Genomic DNA, 16,897 nt, shown 5'->3' on the forward strand with positions numbered 1-16,897 from the left:
CTCATCCCTCTTCACGTTTCATTTGCAAAAATATCTCTATCTCATCAATAGAGAATCCTTTGCGATATAGCGCTTGTTTCATCTTATTTTCAAATGTCCAGCCATCATACTTCTTATATTTCTCATAATATTTATTCCCATGATAGTGTAACGCTTCTTGTTGCTGTTCGTCATCTTTTTCGTCTTTCAATTCTTCCAAACAAATTTGAATCACATCTCTAGAATACCCTTTACGAACAAGCATTTCGTCTAACTTTAGCTTCATTTGTAAAAAGGAATGTTTTTGATAAGATCTTTTCTTCTTTTCTATAAGATGTAAAGCATTCTCAATTTGCTTTTCCTTCGGATATTCTTGTAAACTATGCGTAATAATTAGATCCTGAACTCCTTTATTTAACAACTCTCTTTTAATAACAGTGGGACCTTTTCGATTCACATTACTTTGTGTTCTCGTATATAAAACAGCGTACTCTTTATCATTAATATATCGGTCATGTAATAATTTCGAAACGACTTCAGAGATGATGGACTGTCCCACTTCTTTTTTTCGTAAAAAATCTTCTATTTCTTGTTTCGTTCTCATTTGATAGGATAAATAGGAGATTGCTTGTAAATATGCTTTTTGTACCTCTTCATTGTACAAAATATTTCCTAACGCTATTTCATCAATTTCTAAGCCCTTTTGTAATCCGTGTTTTATTAAGATTACTTGATTCACACTAAACCCGTACTCTTCACCTTGACCTTTATCAATATAAATATTAAACCGTTCTTTCGATCGTTTTTGCACTTCTATTTTTGTAATGACAGCCATACTCTCACCTCTCTATTATTTTAACGTATTATCCGAAAGAAGTCTCCTTCCTGGGGCGTGTGAAAGACGATAGTCTAGCGGTAGGTGGGGGATGAATTTCGGTTTGGCGTAGCCAAACATTTGGTTTTCTGATTTTTTTTGCCTCTGATATAATCATTCTTATAAGAGGTAAAGTTTGGTATAACAATGAAAGTAGATAATAATAATGTAATATTCAGGTTGTGTGATCACCGTCATAGCTTATGGGAAATGAAGCGAAAACTGAGGTGAATGGAAATGCTAAAGCAGAATAAGGCGTACAAATTTCGTCTGTATCCTACAGAAGAACAAGCTCATCTCATACGTAAAACGTTCGGATGTGTACGCTTTGTGTATAATAAAATGCTGGCTGAGCGGAAAGAAATATACGAAACATATAAAGAGAACAAGGAAGAGCTGAAGAAACAAAAATTCCCTACTCCTGCGAAATACAAAGTGGCGTATGAATGGCTTAAAGAGGTCGATTCCTTAGCATTGGCTAACGCGCAATTAAACTTGCAAACTGCGTATAAGAACTTTTTTAGTGGTCAAAGTGATTTTCCTACATTCAAAAGTAGAAAGAGTAGAAAATCTTATACAACGAATCGCGTAAACGGAAATATTATGTTATTTCATGGTTATATCAAATTACCGAAATTGCAAATGGTGAAACTGAAGCAACATAGGGAGATACCGCCAAATCATATCATCAAATCTTGTACGATTTCGATGACACCTACCGGTAAATACTATGTGTCTATCTTGACTGAATATAAAAAAGAGATTGTACAAAAAGAAGTACAAAGTGTAGTTGGATTAGACTTTGCAATGGCTGAATTATATGTGAGTAGCGAAGATGAGAAAGCCAATTATCCTCGCTTTTATCATCAGATGTTAGACAAACTAGCGAAGGCACAACGAGTATTAGCCAGACGTGTGAAAGATTCGGTACGCTGGAATAAACAACGCATTCGTGTAGCGAAGCTGCATGAAAAGGTCGCAAATCAACGTAAGAATTTCCTTCATCACAAGTCTAAAGAATTGGCTACTCATTTTGACGTTGTAGCAATCGAAGATTTACATATGAAAGGAATGTCACGAGCACTTCGCTTTGGTAAGAGTGTAGCTGATAACGGCTGGGGGATGTTCACGACATTTTTAGCATATAAGCTACAAGAACAAGGAAAACAGCTTGTGAAAATAGATAAATGGTTTCCTTCTACAAAGATGTGTAGTCGTTGTGGAAACAAAAAAGAAATGTCACTATCTGAACGTACGTATGCGTGTTCGTGTGGACTAACAATCAGTCGTGACTATAACGCAGCGATCAATATCAAAAAGGAAGCGATGCGGTTATTCGCATTGATATAAACCGTAAAAAATAACCTTTGGAACAAGGGAGTTAGCTCGGCTGTCTTAAGACAAATTCGTTAGCTATCAAAAGTAGCGATGAACCGAGAAGCCCCCACTTCAAGTCAGCTCGTAAGAGATACTAAGTGGTGGGTAGTTCACCATAGTCAAGGAACGTTTTTGCTTTTCAAGAATATATATAATGAGGAGGAAATAATTGTGAGAATCGCAATTTCTGGTGGTACCGGCTTTATCGGTAAATACCTTTCTACTTTTTTTATTCAAAAAGGATATACTGTTTACATTCTTACTCGAAACAAAACTACTGAAACTTCACATCCTAACCTTCAATACGTACAATGGACACCAGATTTACAAATCTTCCCCCTCTCCTCTATTGATGTAGTTATTAATCTAGCTGGAGAGTCTATTAATAGTAGGTGGACAAAGAAACAAAAGGAATCCATTTTAAACAGTAGAATTCAAACAACAAAAGGACTCATTAAACAATTGCAAAAACTAAATACAAAACCAAGCACATTTATTAACGCAAGTGCCATTGGATACTATGGCACTTCTGAAACCGAGTCTTTTACAGAACAGCATGAGACTCCTGGAAATGACTTTTTAGCAAATACAGTATATTCATGGGAACAAGAAGCATCTAAAGCACGTTCTCTCGGAATACGAACAATCTACGCAAGACTTGGAGTTGTATTAGGCGCAGACGGAGGAGCTCTTCCAAAAATGCTACTCCCCTATCAATTCTATATCGGAGGTACAATTGGATCTGGAAACCAATGGTTATCATGGATTCATATAGATGATGTCGTTCGCCTAATTGATTTCATCATACACAAAGAAGAAGTTGATGGACCTTTTAACATTACGGCTCCCCTACCTATAAGAATGAAGGAATTTGGAGAAACCATTGCAACTATAATGAAAAAACCTCATTGGTTACCTGTCCCTTCATTTATGCTTCACACTTTATTGGGTGAGATGAGTATACTTGTACTAGAAGGACAACATGTATTACCTACTAAAGCAATTGAACATGGGTATCAATACACATTTCCAACAGTAGACCATGCATTACAAAATATACTTTCGCATACAATGTAGTACTTCTAAAACACAGTTTTACAGGGGCCCTTTCAAAACCTTCATTTTCTAGAATCCGGAGCATTATTACACAAATAATCTTTCAGTTACTTCCCCTTAAATTCCATTAACATTATAAAGTAACAGAAATGAGGTACCTATGAAAATATTGCTCAAACAAGCCATTGTCTATCCTATTACATCCTCGAAATTTCAAGGGGATGTACTCGTTATAGGAGAACGAATTGCTGAGGTCAAGCCTTCCATTCAACCTACTCAAGATATGACAGTTATAGACGCGCGTGCTCTTCATCTCTTACCTGGATTTATTGATGTCCATACTCATCTTGGTCTCTATGATGAAGGTACTGGTTGGGCTGGCAATGATGCAAATGAAACATCTGAAGTTTCAACACCACATATCCGTTCTTTGGACGGAATCCACCCTTTTGATATTGCATTTCAAGATGCTGTACAAAACGGAATCACAACTGTTCATGTTATGCCAGGAAGTCAAAATATTATCGGTGGTACTACTTGTGTAATAAAAACAGCTGGAACTTGTATTGATCATATGATTATTCAAGAACCTGCTGGCTTAAAGATTGCCTTTGGAGAAAACCCTAAAAAGGTCCATAGTAATGGAACGAAAGAATCCATAACACGTATGGGAATTATGGGATTACTTCGGGAATCATTTTATGAAGCACAGCACTACGGGCATGAAGCTGATTTTCGAATGCTTCCTATCTTAAAAGCATTACGCCGCGAAATACCCGTGCGTATCCACGCTCACCGAGCAGATGATATTAGTTCTGCTCTACGCTTTGCAACAGAATTCAATCTCGATTTACGCATTGAACATTGTACAGAAGGACACTTTATTGTTGAAGAGCTTTCGAAACACAATTTGAAGGTTTCCGTTGGCCCCACTCTTACACGCCGTTCTAAAATCGAACTAAAAAACAAAACATGGGATACTTACCATATATTATCAAAAAATGGAGTGGAAGTTTCTATCACAACAGATCACCCTTATACACCCATTCAATATTTAAATGTTTGTGCTGCTGTCGCAGTAAGGGAAGGATTAGACGAAAAAACTGCACTAGAAGGAATCACTATATTTCCAGCGCGAAATTTACGTTTAGAGGATAGAATTGGAAGCATTGAGGTTGGAAAAGACGCTGATCTCGTGTTATGGACTCATCATCCTTTCCATTATTTAGCCAAGCCTGTACTAACCATGATTGATGGAAAAATAATTTACAAAAAAAATAAAAAAAACTAGTTTATTTTTTTGACTAGATAAAGTATTATACGATTATAAACTGAATGAAACCATAATCAATTTGTGTCGTGATTATCATTTTCAAATTGATGAATGGGGAAGGCAAATGGTGCGCCACCAGCGTTAGAAACTGGTTCTAGTGGGTTCGATTCCCACCCCGAAATTTTTTAAAGATTGATATAAAAATTTCGAGGGTGGGGTGTTTTTTCGGCATGCTACCCTCGTGTGAGGAGGAGTTAGTATGTTGAAAAAACGCGACTTACACGACAGCCACGTTCTATACGAGTTAATGGTGGATCCAGCTGTCTTCCCTTTTGTGCGTCAAAAGGCTTATTCTTATGAAGAATATTTATTTTTAACGAAACAAACGATTGAAGCAGAAGAGCGTGGGGAATTAATTTCACGCACAATTTTAGATGAATGGGGTAACCCCATCGGAACAATTACTTTATTTGATGTGCAAGAAAAAGCCGGATTCCTTGGAACATGGCTTGGTAAACCATATCATGGAAAAGGCTATAATAAATTGGCGAAAGATTCATTTTTTAGCGAACTTTTCTATGAATTAGATATTGAAACCATCTTTATGCGTATTCGTAAAATAAATATTCGTTCTATTAAAGCTGCCGAAAAACTACAATATGTAAATCTAGCAAACGAAACAAGAAAAGCCGTTTATGATGAAATTAACGCAAATGAAGAAGTATATAACTTATATGAAATTCCAAAAGATCAATATACACTTGCTACAATGCGAGATACAACATTCCAAGATGCTCATCAACTAAAAGAAGCATAATCTAAATTTTCAGAAATAATAATTAACCATTAACATTTTGACATATACGTATATCACCCCATGTCTTTGGAAACGATAGATAGTAACTTTAAGACACGAGGTGATTTGTAATGGATAAAAAGAAACGTGACAAAGCAAAAAACACATTATCTAGTACACAAGAAGTTCTATACCAACGAGAATTTCGCAAAGCAGATCGCGCAGCGGGTTATCGCTCGAAAAGTATTTAAAGTGAGAATGAATAATTAGAAGTTTTCCCCCTAATTATTCATTCTCATTACATATTTTTTCTACGTGATAGAATAGATAAAAAAGTTCCTTATTTATAAGGAACTTTTTTTATGTGGATAACGTTATCCACATAATTTATAGAATTTTGAATAAATTACACGAACCCTTCACGAGTTTATATGTTGTAACGCATAGTAAATGTTAGAATTGTGGATATTTTTCTAAAAATTGTGGACAATGTGGATATAGTTGTTAATATTTCGACTTTACTGTTTAATGAAAGCGTAATCTTCATGTGGATAAGTTATTACTTTATCTTATAAAACAATAAAGAACCCTCTTTAAACATATAAAAGAGGGTTTCATATCAAGTAAATAATTGTGCAAGAGCAGGTGATTTAATAGGTATATGATTCGATTCTACATGATTTTCTGCCAAAATTGTATCCACAATATGACCAGCTGGCTCCGGACGATAAATGCCTTTCATCGCTTCTTTCATTTGAAGAAGCTTCATATCATCTTGTAATAACGCCTCTGTTTTTGCAAAAACCTCACTATCATCACGAATGACAACTGCAGCTCCTTTTCTTTCAAAGTACATCGCATTTTCATTTTCTTGTCCTGGAACAGGCTTATATAAAATGACAGGTACTTGCAATGCTGCCGCTTCACTTAACGTAATACCGCCTGGCTTCGTAATCATACAAGAAGTAACACGGAATAATTCATCAATATTTTCAACATAGCCAAATACTTTTAATGCATCAGGATTTTTTTCCTGTATCCCTAATAAATCCTGTTTTAACGCTTCATTTTTCCCACAAACGACAACTACTTGTAAATCTGGTACTGACATAAATGATTGGCATAGTTCTTTTACACTTCCTAATACCCCATGAGCACCTGCTACAATTAGTAAAATCTTTTTATTCTTACATAACTGATATTTATTATATATAATGTCTGGATTTATCTTTAACTCAAAACTACTACGAATTGGAATTCCAGTTTCAACAATTTGCTCCGCAGGCACACCAATATCAATCATAACTTTTTTCACGTGATCAGTTGCTACAAAATAACGATCTACTTCCCGATGAATCCATATTTTGTGCACACAAAAATCCGTTAATACGTTATACACAGGAATTGAAATACCTGTTTGCTTTTTTAATTCTGGTACAGCTATAATCGGAAAGGTATTAATAACAATATCCGGTTTCTCTGCTTGTAAAAGTAATTTCAAACGTTTTCTTCCAAAATTCGCATACCAAGATGCTATTTTTTTATCATAAATTTTTTCTACGCCATAATAAAACAAGCGGTATAATTCTTTTCCGATTGTATAACTTTTTAAATATAAATATTTTGTAATATCGGTTATAACTGGATGTGATTCTCCGAACAAATCGCATACAATTACATCTTTAATTCCTTTTTGGCGAAATGTTTGTTCTAATGTTTTCGCTACTTGCACATGACCATTACCGTAATGTGCAGTTAATATTAAAACCTTGGGGTTTTTTATCAAACAAATCCACTCCTAGCTTATTGTTTCTCCATATTGCATATACGACAATAGGAAAAACATTTTCCTTAAAAATTACATAAACAGATTCTAATACTTCTCTTTCAGCTATGTACCTGTCGTGGATATGCAAAGCATATAAGATTGACCCCTTAATCCTATCTGTGCTCATATCTTTACATTATACTTTCCTATAAGAGCTTTCGCAATAACTTACAAATGTTCTCTATTCCATGATACTCACTCTTTTACTTCTTAATTCTTTTTACTATTTTGATTTCCCTTTACAATTATGTAAATTTCTCCACTTATTCCTTACAAAAATATGGATATTCTGTTTTCAGTATACTCTTTTATATATATATACTCTAGGTTTTATTGTAAAGAAAGCAAAAAGCCTAATCCAATATTTGGATTAGACTACTTGTAAAATATGTCTTGCTTGTTCTACATTTTTTTCAGTAGGTGGTTCTACATTCACAAGTGGGTACTTATGCCCAAGTGCCTCCCATTTATATACACCAAGCTTATGGTATGGTAGCACTTCAACTTTCTGAACATTAGACAGACTTTGAATAAAGCTAGATAGTTTTTGTAGATCCTCTTCATTATCCGTAACACCAGGAACTAATACGTGTCGTACCCAAATCGGTTTATTTTTATCCGATAAATAACGAGCAAATTGTAAAATATGTTCATTGGGTTTCCCTGTTAATTTACGGTGTTTCTTTGAATCAATATGTTTCAAATCCAATAAAACTAAATCTGTGTAATCCATTAAAATATCTAGCTTATTTTGGAATTCTGGTTCTTCAGAATAACAACCACCCGAAGAATCAATTGTTGTATGAATTCCAGCTTCTTTACATTTCTTAAATAATTCAATTAAGAAATCTAGCTGTAATAATGGTTCCCCACCACTAACTGTTATACCGCCTCCGGAAGCTTCAATAAAAGGAAGGTAACATGTCACATCCTGCATTACTTCTTCGACTGTTATTTCTTTTCCTTTACCGATCTCCCACGTATCAGCATTATGACAATATTGACAACGTAATAAACACCCTTGTGTAAATATGACATAACGAATTCCTGGGCCATCAACAGTACCACAAGACTCTACAGAATGAATTCTTCCTTTTACCATGTTACTTCCTCCTTTATTGAAACAGCCTCCCTCTGCTATTTATAAAATGCAGAGGGACACCTTTTTCACTTACATGCTTTCATGCATTGTACGGTTAATTACATCAATTTGTTGTTCACGAGTTAATTTAATAAAGTTTACAGCGTAACCAGATACGCGAATTGTTAATTGTGGATATTTTTCAGGATGTTCCATTGCATCCATTAATGTTTCACGGTTAAATACGTTAATATTTAAGTGATGGCCTTCTTTTACTGCATAACCATCAAGCATTGATACTAAGTTACGTACTTGTACATCATCTTCTTTACCAAGTGCTTTTGGAATAATAGAGAATGTATTAGAAATACCATCTTGTGCATCTTCATATGGTAATTTAGCTACAGATAATAATGAAGCTAATGCACCTTTTGTATCACGTCCATGCATAGGGTTCGCACCTGGTGCAAATGGTTCTCCAGTACGGCGACCATCTGGAGTGTTACCAGTTTTCTTACCGTATACAACGTTAGATGTGATTGTTAAGATTGACATTGTATGAACAGAATTTCTGTATGTTTTATGTTTACGAAGTTTATTCATAAATGTTTTCACAAGATTTACAGCGATTTCATCTACACGATCATCATTGTTACCGTATTTAGGGAAATCTCCTTCGATTTCAAAATCAACTGCAATACCGTTTTCATCGCGAATTGGTTTTACTTTTGCGTGTTTAATTGCACTTAAAGAGTCTGCTACTACAGATAGACCCGCGATACCTGTTGCCATTGTACGAAGAACATTTGTATCATGAAGTGCCATTTCAATACGTTCATAGCTATATTTATCGTGCATGTAGTGAATAACATTTAATGTGTTTAAGTATAGACCCGCTAACCATTCCATTGTCATATCAAACTTATGCATAACTTCTTCATAATCTAATACTTCAGAAGTAATCGGTGCGTACTCAGGACCAACTTGTGCTTTAGATTTTTCATCTTTACCACCATTAATCGCATATAGTAATGCTTTTGCTAAGTTTGCACGTGCGCCGAAGAACTGCATTTGTTTACCAATTCTCATTGCAGATACACAACAAGCAATTCCGTAGTCATCGCCGTAGTCAGCACGCATAATGTCATCATTTTCATATTGAATTGCTGATGTTTTAATAGACATTTTCGCACAGTAGTTTTTAAAGTTCTGTGGTAATTGTTTTGACCAAAGAACTGTTAAGTTTGGTTCTGGAGCTGGTCCTAAATTATCTAATGTATGCAAGAAACGGAATGAGTTCTTTGTTACTAAAGGACGACCATCTAATGCCATACCACCGATAGATTCAGTTACCCAAGTTGGGTCACCAGAGAATAATTCATTATAATCAGGTGTTCTTGCAAATTTCACAAGACGTAATTTCATAATAAAGTGATCTACAATTTCTTGTACTTCTTCTTCTGTTAAAGTACCATTTGCTAAATCTCTTTCAATATAAATATCTAAGAATGTAGAAGTACGTCCAAGACTCATTGCAGCTCCGTTTTGCTCTTTAATTGCTGCCAGATATGCGAAGTATAACCATTGGAATGCTTCTTGTGCATTTGTTGCTGGCTTAGAAATATCAAAGCCATGAGAAGCAGCCATTTGTTTTAATTCTTGAAGTGCACGCATTTGCTCAGATAACTCTTCACGTAAACGCATTGTATCTTCGCTCATCACACCGCCAGTTAAATCTAAATCAGCTTTTTTCGCTTCAATTAAATGATCAATACCATATAACGCTACGCGGCGATAGTCACCGATAATACGCCCACGTCCGTATGCATCTGGAAGACCAGTAATAACGCCTGATTTACGTGCATTTCTCATTTCTGGTGTGTATGCATCGAATACGCCTTGGTTATGAGTTTTTCTCCAATCTCTAAAAATACGACTAAGTTCTTTATCCATTTCGTATCCATAAGATTCACAAGCTTGTTCCGCCATACGAATACCACCATATGGTTGTAAAGAACGTTTAAATGGTTTTTCAGTTTGGAAACCGACTACTTTTTCAATATCTTTATTTAAATATCCTGGTTCATGTGATGTAATAGAAGAAACAATTTTTGTATCCATATCAAGAACGCCACCGTTTTCACGTTCTTTCGTTGTTAAATCCATTACTTGATCCCAAAGTTGCTTCGTTGCTTCAGTTGCTCCCGCTAAGAAAGATTCGTCTCCTTCGAAAACGTTTACATTATTTAAAATGAAATCGCGAACATCAATCTCTGCTTTCCATTTTTCACCTTTAAAGTTTTCCCATGCATTTTTAACATTTTCTAATACTTGAGTCATCCTAATCTCCTCCATTTTTGATTAGTACAGGACTAAGATTTTTTATATAACAGCTTACACACTTAGAATACTACTTTTTTGCGAAAGTGAACGAAATAGTTGTGACATGTTTGTGAAATGTTGAGCAAACCACTATATACATAGTATTAACTTCACTTAAAAGTCTTTATAATTAACCCTTTCCTTAATTGTATTTTTTTGGTATCCTTATATACGAGTCCTATTTTGTAATAGAAGAACAATACCCATTGTAGAGCTGTAATACTCTTATCTCCTAATCTGTTATAGTTTTTATAACAGAACAAAAAAGTGTACATATGTTGTACACTTTTTTTGTTACTACTCTAAAACATCTCTTTTTCTATTCCCATCATAGAATCCACCACGACTGCCTTCTAATACAATTAATTGCTCCAATCCTTCTATATGATCACCTATAATTCGCAAGACAGCTGGAGGATGGCCTATTTTCGCAAAATGTTCACTGGGACGAATGCGGTTCATCTTATCGACCTCTACACGACTTACACATGCAATTTCGAATCCTGACAGAATAGCTTTCACTTGTGCTACACAAGGTGACAGTAAAGATCTATACCCGATTTCTTTCAAACACTTACGGCTAAACGCATTCGGTACAGCGATAAGAGAGCCTACTCCTAGATCTTTTCTATCACAAGCTAAATTTAATGCATATTTAAATGCAGTTACAAGATGAAGCGGTACTCTTAAATCTAAATAATGATTTAGATCATTTAATGCGACATCTATTCCATCTGCAATAGCTTTTGCGAAAGGATATAATTCCCTAGCCGGAATAACAAAGTCACCGTCTATAAACAACATAATATCCCCTTTTGCAAAATAAGTTCCAAGTGAACGCCCCACATCGTTTCCAAGTGCTTCTTTATATACAATTGTTGTTGCTCCCTTGTCTTTTGCAATCGTTGCTGTTTTATCAGACGAACCATTTACAACAACGATAATTTCAAAAGCTTCAATTTTGCGAAGCTCTTCTATAACGTTTCCAATTGTTTTCTCTTCATCTTGTACAGGAATAATGACCGATAATTGCTTCCCTTTATACAACTTAGATGTAACGCCCCATCCTTGATAAAAATCTTTGAAACTTAAAGTATGATAGACACACTCTCTTTTCCTATTTCCGTCATCATACCCTCCGCGCTCATCACTGCCTACTATCCGCTCCGCTACTGCTTCTATATGATCACCTATCATCCGTTTTTCAGATGGGGAAAGACCCGTGCCATACGCAGCGTGCTCGGTCGGACGAAATTTATTCGGGGTAATAACGTCAATTGCACAATGACGACTAATTCTCCATTTGCTTTGTACTAGGCGTAAATGAGCCACAATAGGATTAACAAAACATTCATATCCAATGCTTTGAACAACTTCTTTCGTCAACGCATGAGGTACAGATAATAAAGAATCAATTTTTAACTCTTCACGCTCTAACATTGCATTTAATATTTGGCGCCATACTGTCACGGAGTGCGGTTTTTGTTTCTTTAAAAATAATGCGTCCAAATTATTTAAAACGATGTCGGCCTGATCATGTAAAATTGGATTCAGGAATAATTGTAATTTTGAAGTTTGAATAGCAAAATCTCCATCTATAAATAGTAATACATCACCTATCGCGTGTTTTGCACCAACCGCACGGCCAACATCGTTACCAAGTGAATCCTTATACCGGATTACCTTACATCCTAAACGCTCAGCGATCGCTTCTGTATTATCGTTACAACCGTTTGCTACTACAATAATCTCTACTGGATTTAATCCTTTTACCGATTGAATAACGTCTGAAATCGTATCCGCTTCATTACATACAGGTATAATAATTGATAGCGACTTAGCCATTGTTTTCTTCACGAAACCATTTAATAGTTTCTTTCAATCCTTGTTCCCACGTTACTGTCGCTTGAAATTGAACAAGTTCTCTTAATTTCGTTACATCTGGTCTTCTATTTGGAATTTCTTCAAACCCATGTGGATATACTTCATCAAAAGGAACTTGGACAATTTTTGATGAAGATTTCGTTAGCTTTTTAATTACTTCTGCTACTTCTTTTATATTTTTTTCATTCTCAGAACCTATATTAATAATTTCACCATTTACCTTCTCATCCATTGCTCGAATCGTTGCCTCCACCGCATCACTTACATACGTAAAGCAACGTGTCTGCTTCCCATCTCCATATACGAGAATGTCTTCACCTTGCAGGGCCGCACTGATAAATCGTGGGATTACCCCTGCATACGGACCATCTTTCGCTCTTGGGCCATAAATATTAAAATAACGAACAATCGTTACCGGTAAACCTTCTAATGCGTAGCCTAAACATAATGTTTCTTCTAACGTTTTACAAACTGCATAACTCCAACGTATTTTAGAAGTTGCCCCGTATAATCGATCCCCCTCTTCAGAGAAGGGTGGCTTTGCCTTACCATATACTTCTGAAGTAGACGCAAAGACTACTTTCTTCTTTCCTTTTAGCGCTGCTTGTAAAATGTTTCTCGTTCCATCAAAATTCGTTTCAATAAGCTCTATACTCTTTTCCATTGTCGTTTTCACACCTAAAATTGCTGCTAAATGAAACACTACATCATGTTGATTTACTAATTCATAAATAGAATTTTTATCTAAAACGCTTATTGGAATAACCCGAATTTCTTTCATTAACTCATCATGATATTTATTTTTTCCTTTATAGAAGTTATCCACAATCGTGACTTCATTTCCTCTTTTCACCAACTCTTCGGCTAAATGCGATCCAATGAATCCTGCTCCACCTGTAATTAAACATTTCTTACTCATACACTCACCTTCTTGATAATTCCACGTGTATCTATTACTCGCTTCATTCCTTTAAAAAGCTTCCAATCGATATTAGAGTGATCAGTTAAAATTAAAATACAATCCGCTTGTTTCATGACTTGTTCATTCAAAGAAACAGATTGGTACACCTTATCTCCAAATTTTGCAGAAGAAATATATGGATCGTGATATTCGATCTCATATCCTTCTTTTATTAACAATTCAATAATTGGTAAAGCCGGTGATTCTCTCAAATCATTTACATCTTTCTTATATGCAATTCCTACAATTAAAACTGATGCAGGCGATTGCACCATGCCTTTTACTTTCCGGACTATTTTCTCTGGCATTTCTTCATTAATCACATGTGCTGCTTCAATTAATTGACTAATTGTCCCATTCTTTTTTATTCTCCATTGGAAATATAAAGGATCTACTGGAATACAATGTCCCCCTATTCCTGGTCCTGGCCAATATGGGGTAAATCCAAACGGTTTTGTAGATGCAGCTTCAAGCGCCTCATAAAAATCAATTCCTAAACTTTCACATAACATATTTAACTCGTTTACTAACGAAATGTTCACTAAGCGCTGAATATTTTCAAATAGCTTACACATCTCCGCTACTTTTGGAGAGCTCACAGGAACAACTACATCGAAGATCGTGCTATATAAATCCTGTACTTTTTGTTTGCACTTTTCTGTTTGTCCACTAATTACTTTTGGAATCGTTTGAACTGAATATTGACTATTGGCTGGATCAATCCTCTCAGGAGAATATCCAATATAGAAATCTTCTCCTACCTCTTTACCTTCTTGAGAAATAATAGGAATGATAACTTCCTCAAGCGTACCTGGATATGTGGAGCTTTCGAAAATGAAGGTTTGTCCTTTTTGAAGGTTTTGTTGTATATAATGCGAAGCTGAAATGAGGGCACTTAAGTCTGGTTCTCTTTGTTCATTAATTGGAGTTGGGACAGTGACAATAACATAATCACTATTTTGAAAATCAGCAATACCTTGATCCGGTGTATTTACTATTAATTTTTTTTTAGTCAATAAACTTTGTAACAATTTAGAAGGAACATCCGGAATATAACTTTCTCCTTTTATAATTGATTCTATTTTTCTAGTATCTTTATCTAATCCAATTACTGTATGTCCTCTCTCTGCAAAATGAACTGCCAAAGGAAGGCCGACATATCCTAATCCGATAATGGCAACTGTACTACTAACATTCATCTGTATTCTCTTCTTCCTTTCTCAATTGTTGAATGATATTTCTATCCCGCTCTCCATCTGTAAAACTCCCGCGCTCATCTGTGGATTGCAATAAATATGCAATTGCCTCAAGTTGATCGCCGAAAATACGGTCAAATGCTGGAATGCGCCCATTTACAAATCCATGTTGCTCTGGGCGTACCCGATTTGTTTTTATAACATCTACAAATTCTACTGCTGTAATAGAGAATCCCTCCAAAATAGCTTTCATTTGAGCTAGTGGCGGAATGATAAGAGAATCGTATCCAATTTTCTCTATTACCTTTTTATGCATAGCATGTGGTACTGCCGTTAATGAGTTATTCCATAAATTTGGTCGTTTCGCTACTAAATTCACAAAATATTTTCCCATGCTAATTGGATCTGCCGGATGAAACATATCTAATAAACACTGTAAATCATTTAATGCCACATCATGTCCATCTTCAATAGCATGTAAAAATGGAATTAGTTTTTTTCCCGGAATAACAAAATCACCATCGACAAATAAACAAATATCGGCCGTGGCATGCATAACTCCTATCGCTCGGGCTACATTATGTCCGAGCGCTTCCTCGAATTCAATAACGATGACATTCTCTAGCTTCGCTTGTTTAATTGTCTCAACGTCCGCTCCATTCGCAACAACTATAATTTCATCTACACCTGCTTTTTTCACTTCTTGTATAACAGATCTTATAGTCATCTTTTCTTCTGAAACTGGGATAATCGCACTATATTTCGCTTTTTCTCTTTGTAATAAAACTGGTTTATACTTTCCTATAAACTCTCTATCCCTATTTCCTTCCGAAAAGCCACCACGCTTACCATATATTTCGATTACGTATTGCAAAGCACGTAAATGATCCCCCATAATACGACTAGTCGCTTTCGGATAAGGAGAACCAGGTGATGTACCAGTATGAACAGGCCGAACTTTATTTGTGTGAATTACATCGACCGAAGCCATATCCACAATATCTACTCCTCTAGACATCGCCATCGCTTGAAATAATGCTGGATCTGCTAAATTCCACCATCCAAGCTTCTGAATAACTTCCCTACTCATCGCATGTGGAATTGCGATTAAAGATCCAACAACAAGCTCTTTCTTATTCAAATAACGATTCAACATACATTTTCCCACTGTCGTATAATGTGGTCTCATCTTTAAATAAACAGACCATGTTAAATTATTCACAACAATTTGATGGCCTTGCTGAATTCCTTTCACGAAACGTTGTAGGTCTTTATTATCAATGACGATGTCACCATCTAAAAACAATACAATTTCACCTTTTGCTTCTCTAGCTCCAATTGCCCGTCCAACATCATTGCCAAGAGAATGTTTATAATAAATTACATGGCAATGATGTTGTAACGCTATTTCTTTCGTTCCATCTGTTGATCCATTATCAACTACGATAATTTCATAAGGTTCGAGCTTCTCCACTTCTACTAAAACTTGTGATAAAGTACTCGCTTCATTATGCGCTGGAATAACAACTGATACTCTCATATTTGTATCACGCTTACCCTTCCAAGCGAACATAAGCAATAATAGGAGTACGCACAACTACATCTTCCGGTGGTCCATAAGAAGGAGAAGTACGAACACTTACTGCCCCATCTGTCACAGATAACAGAATACCCGCAACAATTTCAACCGCTGTCACAACTTGCACTAGCTCACCAACATGGTTACGCAATTCTTCAGTAAATAACATATATAAGTCTCCTTCCTTACGCTTCTTTAATTGATATAATGCTTGTAAATGGTAATAAAATTTCTGTTCCTATCCCTTCTTGCAGTGTTAAGAAATCATCACCAACTGCTACAATTACACCCGTTAACTGTCCAACTGTCACCGTAATTTCTACGTTTTCACCCAAATACTGCTCTGCAATTTCTTTAAAAGGTGATGTATTACATTCTTTTAATATGTTACAAATAATAGATTGAAATCTGCTTGATTCAATAAATTCTTCCGTAGCTTGCTTAGAGTTTCTTTGAATAAATCTCGCGAAGTTTTGTGAAAATAAAAGTCGTTCCACAGCAGGCAATAACTTATTATCTAAAAAATAATCTAATTGTCTATTAAACAATCTCGATAACTTTTTCCAATACTTACCGAACAGACACATACACTTCTCCTCCTATTATTTTTAGATTATAAAAATACATCCAT

General features: G+C 35.5%; 15 protein-coding genes. 5 read left to right on the plus strand and 10 right to left on the minus strand.

What is annotated here, in order from left to right; genetic code table 11:
- Position 1: 1 nt before the first annotated feature.
- Positions 2-814, minus strand: a complete 813-nt coding sequence (gene recX / locus QCI44_RS25775; protein WP_016089421.1) for a recombination regulator RecX — start codon at positions 812-814, stop codon at positions 2-4.
- Positions 815-1,090: 276 nt separating this feature from the next.
- On the opposite strand from recX, the gene QCI44_RS25780 reads away from it, so the two are divergent.
- From QCI44_RS25780 to QCI44_RS25800, 5 genes are all read left to right on the plus strand, one after another.
- Positions 1,091-2,203 carry an RNA-guided endonuclease TnpB family protein gene (locus QCI44_RS25780; RefSeq protein WP_016089422.1) on the plus strand — a complete coding sequence of 371 codons (1,113 nt, stop codon included), beginning with the start codon at positions 1,091-1,093 and terminating at the stop codon, positions 2,201-2,203.
- A gap of 198 nt (positions 2,204-2,401) precedes the next feature.
- On the plus strand, positions 2,402-3,307 hold the full coding sequence (locus tag QCI44_RS25785) for a TIGR01777 family oxidoreductase (protein ID WP_016089423.1): 906 nt from the start codon (positions 2,402-2,404) through the stop codon (positions 3,305-3,307).
- Positions 3,308-3,446: 139 nt separating this feature from the next.
- Positions 3,447-4,577, plus strand: a complete 1,131-nt coding sequence (locus QCI44_RS25790; RefSeq protein WP_016089424.1) for an amidohydrolase — start codon at positions 3,447-3,449, stop codon at positions 4,575-4,577.
- A 241-nt stretch (positions 4,578-4,818) separates the two neighbouring features.
- Entirely contained in the window at positions 4,819-5,376 is a 558-nt protein-coding gene (locus QCI44_RS25795; RefSeq protein WP_000914737.1) for a GNAT family N-acetyltransferase, read from the plus strand.
- A gap of 110 nt (positions 5,377-5,486) precedes the next feature.
- The gene (locus QCI44_RS25800; RefSeq protein WP_000358484.1) at positions 5,487-5,606 is read left to right on the plus strand and encodes a YfhE family protein; all 120 of its coding nucleotides are present in this window, start codon (positions 5,487-5,489) and stop codon (positions 5,604-5,606) included.
- 368 nt (positions 5,607-5,974) lie between these two features.
- Here QCI44_RS25800 and QCI44_RS25805 read toward each other — a convergent pair whose 3' ends face one another.
- The 9 genes from QCI44_RS25805 to QCI44_RS25845 all read right to left on the minus strand — a co-directional run bounded on the left by QCI44_RS25805 (position 5,975) and on the right by QCI44_RS25845 (position 16,853).
- Positions 5,975-7,141: a diglucosyl diacylglycerol synthase gene (locus tag QCI44_RS25805; RefSeq protein ID WP_016089425.1), complete on the minus strand. Its 1,167-nt coding sequence runs from the start codon at positions 7,139-7,141 to the stop codon at positions 5,975-5,977.
- 412 nt (positions 7,142-7,553) lie between these two features.
- Positions 7,554-8,285, minus strand: a complete 732-nt coding sequence (pflA, locus tag QCI44_RS25810) for a pyruvate formate-lyase-activating protein (RefSeq protein ID WP_016089426.1) — start codon at positions 8,283-8,285, stop codon at positions 7,554-7,556.
- Between the two features lie 69 nt (positions 8,286-8,354).
- Complete coding sequence (gene pflB, locus QCI44_RS25815; RefSeq protein ID WP_016089427.1) at positions 8,355-10,604, minus strand: formate C-acetyltransferase; 2,250 nt, start codon at positions 10,602-10,604, stop codon at positions 8,355-8,357.
- 339 nt (positions 10,605-10,943) lie between these two features.
- Positions 10,944-12,491 carry a glycosyltransferase family 2 protein gene (locus QCI44_RS25820; protein WP_116349639.1) on the minus strand — a complete coding sequence of 516 codons (1,548 nt, stop codon included), beginning with the start codon at positions 12,489-12,491 and terminating at the stop codon, positions 10,944-10,946.
- Complete coding sequence (locus QCI44_RS25825) at positions 12,484-13,449, minus strand: NAD-dependent epimerase/dehydratase family protein (RefSeq protein ID WP_098486028.1); 966 nt, start codon at positions 13,447-13,449, stop codon at positions 12,484-12,486. The genes QCI44_RS25820 and QCI44_RS25825 overlap by 8 nt, the downstream gene beginning before the upstream one ends.
- Positions 13,446-14,690, minus strand: a complete 1,245-nt coding sequence (locus QCI44_RS25830) for a nucleotide sugar dehydrogenase (protein ID WP_016137012.1) — start codon at positions 14,688-14,690, stop codon at positions 13,446-13,448. Before QCI44_RS25830 ends, QCI44_RS25825 begins: the two co-directional genes overlap by 4 nt.
- Positions 14,680-16,227 (minus strand): glycosyltransferase family 2 protein, encoded by a 1,548-nt coding sequence (locus QCI44_RS25835; protein WP_353811498.1) that lies wholly within the window; start codon positions 16,225-16,227, stop codon positions 14,680-14,682. Before QCI44_RS25835 ends, QCI44_RS25830 begins: the two co-directional genes overlap by 11 nt.
- Before the next feature lie 13 nt (positions 16,228-16,240).
- A complete protein-coding gene (locus QCI44_RS25840) occupies positions 16,241-16,435 on the minus strand; it encodes a hypothetical protein (RefSeq protein ID WP_000899482.1) in 195 nt (64 codons plus the stop codon).
- A gap of 16 nt (positions 16,436-16,451) precedes the next feature.
- On the minus strand, positions 16,452-16,853 hold the full coding sequence (locus QCI44_RS25845) for an LSm family protein (protein WP_016137010.1): 402 nt from the start codon (positions 16,851-16,853) through the stop codon (positions 16,452-16,454).
- Between the last annotated feature and the right edge of the window lie 44 nt (positions 16,854-16,897).

This window comes from Bacillus cereus group sp. RP37 (genome assembly GCF_040459695.1).
In the GTDB taxonomy this organism is placed as follows: domain Bacteria; phylum Bacillota; class Bacilli; order Bacillales; family Bacillaceae_G; genus Bacillus_A.